The following is a 3,268-nucleotide window of genomic DNA, read 5'->3' on the forward strand; positions in this document are numbered from 1 at the left end:
CAGCAGCTACCACGTCTTCCTTGGTCACACGACCGCCTTTGCCAGTACCGGCAACGGAAGCGATGTTTATGCCGTTTTCTTCAGCCAGCTTGCGAGCAGCCGGGGCAGCAACAGGATCGTCTTCGCCTTCAGCAGCTGGAGCAGCCGCTTGTGCAGCGGCCGGAGCAGCGGCCGGAGCGGCAGCAGCAGCGCTGCCTGCTTCGATGGAGCCCAGGACTTCGTCGGACAGAACGGTGTCGCCTTCGTTCTTGACGATAGCGCCCAGCACGCCGTCAGCAGTAGCCAACACTTCCAGCACAACCTTGTCGGTTTCGATGTCGACGATCAGGTCGTCACGCTTTACAGCGTCGCCCGGTTGTTTGTGCCAGGTGGCAACGGTGCCATCGGCAACCGATTCCGGGAAAGTGGGGGCTTTGATTTCGATAGCCATTATCTGTGAGTCCTTAAATTCGGTTTCAGGTGCGCGAAGGCGTTAAACAGTAAAGGCGTCTTGCAGCAGTTTTTCCTGCTGCTCAGCGTGCATCGATGCATAACCACAAGCAGGTGCAGCAGAAGCCTCACGGCCCGCGTACTCGAGTACGAGAGACTTGTTGAGATTGCTGACGCTACGACGCAAGTGGTGTTGGCTGCAGTACCAGGCACCCTGGTTCATCGGCTCTTCCTGACACCAGACGGCATGTTTGGCGTTGGTGTAAGGAGCCAGGACTTCTTTCAAGTCGTCCTCAGGGAATGGGTACAGCTGCTCGATACGCACGACGGCGATGTCGTCACGACCTTCGGCACGACGTTTTTCCAGCAGGTCGTAGTAGACCTTGCCGCTACACAGAACAACGCGCTCGACCTTGGACGGGTCTTGAGCATCGATTTCCGGGATCACGGTCTGGAACGAACCTTCTGCCAGATCTTCCAGGGTCGATATGGCCAGTTTGTGACGCAACAGCGACTTCGGAGTCAGAACGATCAATGGCTTGCGCAGCGGGCGAATCACCTGACGGCGCAGCAAGTGGTAGATCTGAGCCGGCGTGGTCGGTACGGCTACCTGAATGTTGTGCTCGGCGCACAGTTGCAGGTAACGCTCCAGACGAGCCGACGAGTGCTCAGGACCCTGACCTTCATAACCGTGCGGCAGCAACATGGTCAGACCGCAGAGACGGCCCCACTTGTGCTCGCCGCTGGTGATGAACTGGTCGATAACCACCTGGGCACCGTTGGCGAAGTCGCCGAACTGGGCTTCCCAGATCACCAGCGCATCAGGCGTGGTGGTCGAGTAGCCGTATTCGAACGCCAGAACCGCTTCTTCGGACAGGAACGAATCGTACAAGTCGAAACGTGGCTGGCCGTTATAGAGGTTTTGCAGCGGGATGTAGGTGCCCGCGTCTTTCTGGTTGTGCAAGACAGCGTGACGGTGCGAGAACGTACCGCGACCGATGTCCTGACCCGTCATGCGAATCGGGTGACCTTCGAACGCCAGGGTCGCGTACGCCATCGTTTCGGCGTAACCCCAGTTGATCGGCAGGCCGCCGGCTTGCATCTTCTGACGGTCTTCGTAGATTTTCGAGACCTGGCGCTGAACCACGAAGCCTTCCGGAATTTCCAGCAGCTTGGCGGACAGTTCCTGCAAGGTTTTCAGATCGAAACGCGTGTCGTGACGCGCGGTCCAGGCGTGGCCCAGATACGGACGCCAGTCCACGAACAACTCTTTGTTCGGCTCTTTGACCAGGCTTTTTACAACATGCAGACCGTTGTCCAGCGCGTTGCGGTATTCGTCGACTTTCGTCTGAACACGCTCTGCGTCCAGCACGCCGGCCTGGGTCAGACGATCGGCATACAGCTCACGGGTGGTGCGCTGTTTGGTGATCTGCTGATACATGATTGGCTGGGTGCCGCTTGGCTCGTCGGCCTCGTTGTGGCCGCGACGACGGTAGCAGACCAGGTCGATCACCACGTCACGCTTGAACTGCATGCGGTAGTCGATGGCCAGCTGGGTCACGAACAACACGGCTTCCGGATCATCACCATTCACATGGAGGATCGGCGCCTGGATCATTTTCGCCACGTCGGTCGCGTACTCGGTGGAACGCGAGTCCAGCGGGTTGCTGATGGTGAAACCGACCTGGTTGTTGATCACGATGTGCACGGTGCCGCCGGTTTTGAAACCGCGGGTCTGCGACATCTGGAAGGTTTCCATCACCACGCCCTGACCGGCGAATGCCGCGTCACCGTGGATGGAAATCGGCAGAACCTTCTCACCGGTAGGGTCGTTACGACGATCCTGACGAGCGCGAACCGAACCCTCGACCACTGGAGAAACGATTTCCAGGTGGGACGGGTTGAACGCCATGGCCAGGTGAACTTCACCGCCGGTGGTCATCACGTTGGACGAGAAGCCCTGGTGATACTTGACGTCACCGGAACCCAGCTCGACCTTCTTCTTGCCTTCGAACTCGTCGAACAGCTCGCGCGGGTTCTTGCCGAAGGTGTTGACCAGCACGTTGAGACGGCCACGGTGGGCCATGCCGATGACGATTTCCTTGGTGCCGTAGGAACCGGAACGCTGGATCAGCTCGTCGAGCATCGGAATCAGGCTCTCGCCGCCTTCCAGACCGAAACGCTTGGTACCCGGGTATTTGGTCCCCAGGTATTTTTCCAGACCTTCGCCGGCGGTGACGCGTTCGAGCAAGTGGCTCTTGATGTCGGCGGAGTACGTCGGACGGCCGCGTACGCTTTCCAGACGCTGCTGGAACCACTGGCGCTGCTCGGAATCGGTGATGTGCGTAAATTCAGCGCCGATGGTGCGGCAATATGTCTGCTGCAACGCTTCGTGAATTTCGCGTAGGCTCGCTTCCTCTTTGCCGATGAACAGGTCGCCGGCACGGAAGGTCGTATCAAGATCGGCATTGGTCAAGCCGTAATGATTGATCGACAGGTCTGCAGGTGCAGGACGCTGCCACAGCCCCAGCGGGTCAAGCTGGGCTGCCTGGTGGCCACGCATACGGTAGGCCTGGATCAATCGCAGCACTTCAACTTGCTTCTTCTCGTGCTCACTGCTCACGCTGCCGGCGGAAACCGGTTGGGCGCGGCGCTGGTTCTTTGCCAGCAAGACGAAATGATCGCGAATTGTGGAGTGCGAAACATCGGTAGCAGTGTTGCCATCAGCCGGCAACTTCTGAAAGTAGGTGCGCCACTCTTCTGGCACAGCGTTAGGGTCGTGCAGGTAGAGCTCGTAGAGCTCTTCCACATAGGCAGCGTTACTACCAGATAGGTAGGC

General features: G+C 58.7%; 2 protein-coding genes. Both read right to left on the reverse strand.

The genetic code is table 11. The features are described 5' to 3' along the window. Positions 1–430: E3 binding domain-containing protein (locus AC1DSG_RS29450; RefSeq protein WP_477794017.1), on the reverse strand; the 430-nt coding region annotated here is incomplete at its 3' end. 42 nt (positions 431–472) lie between these two features. Continuing rightward, positions 473–3,268 (reverse strand): 2-oxoglutarate dehydrogenase E1 component (locus AC1DSG_RS29455; protein ID WP_477794018.1); only part of this gene is annotated, 2,796 nt, incomplete at its 5' end.

This window comes from Pseudomonas sp. P5_A12 (genome assembly GCF_056400685.1).